The sequence below is a fragment of the Loktanella sp. DJP18 genome, assembly GCF_049310965.1.
Taxonomy (GTDB): Bacteria; Pseudomonadota; Alphaproteobacteria; order Rhodobacterales; family Rhodobacteraceae; genus Loktanella.
Window position 1 is genome coordinate 1 of sequence record NZ_JBMERN010000348.1, and the last position, 953, is coordinate 953.

At 60.5% G+C, this 953-nt stretch carries 2 protein-coding genes; both read left to right on the forward strand.

Features of this window, described 5'->3' with window-relative positions:
* Positions 1 to 619 (forward strand): molybdopterin-dependent oxidoreductase (locus ACOI1H_RS25820; protein ID WP_422441198.1); only part of this gene is annotated, 619 nt, incomplete at its 5' end.
* On the forward strand, positions 606 to 953 hold a 348-nt coding region (locus ACOI1H_RS25825), incomplete at its 3' end, for a c-type cytochrome (RefSeq protein ID WP_422441200.1). The genes ACOI1H_RS25820 and ACOI1H_RS25825, both read left to right, overlap by 14 nt.

The following is a 953-nucleotide window of genomic DNA, read 5'->3' on the forward strand; positions in this document are numbered from 1 at the left end:
CCCTATCGACAAGGCGATGGACGATGCGATTGTAGCTTATGCTCAGAACGGCGAGGCGCTGCGTCCCGAACAGGGCTATCCGCTGCGCTTGCTGCTGCCAGGCTATGAGGGCAACACGCACATTAAGTGGTTGCGCCGTCTCGATGTCAGCGACAAGCCATTCATGACGCGCGAGGAAACGTCGAAATATACAGACCTCATGCCCGATGGCACGGCGCGGCAATTCTCATTGGAGATGGACGCGAAGTCGGTGATTACCTTTCCCTCGGGCGCGATGAAACTGCCGCGCGCTGGATTCTACGAGGTGACAGGCATCGCTTGGTCGGGCCGAGGCAAGATTGCGAAGGTTGAGGTTTCCGCCGATGGCGGCGAAACTTGGCAAGAGGCGACGCTGGATAGCCCGGTTCTGCCCAAATGCCACACCAGATTCCGTCTGCCATGGACCTGGACCGGTGAGGAAGCCGTATTGCAAAGCCGCACGGTGGACGAAACCGGATATGTTCAGCCTACGCTGCAACAATTGGTCGAGGTGCGCGGGCTGAAGTCGGTATATCATCTGAACGCAATCCAAAGCTGGCATATCGCGCCGGACGGGGAGGTGACAAATGTTCACGCGTAATCTGACGATCATCTGTGCTCTCGGAGCCCTTGTCGGTCCGGCATTAGCACAAGACAGCGCCCGCACAACCGCCGCGCTACCCGAAACCCTTGAGGAAACCGGCGAGCGCGCCCCGGCGCAGGTGCCGCAATCTAGCGCCCAAGAGGTGGGCGATATCGCTCCAGCGAATAATGCCTACGGCGTGGGCCAACCCGCCAGCGAAGACGAGATTGCGGCCATCGACATCGACGTGATGCCGGATGGGCGCGGCCTGCCCGACGGCTCCGGCAACTATGCCGACGGCGAGGAATTGTATGAGACGATCTGCGCCGCCTGTCACGGTTCGGACCTGAGG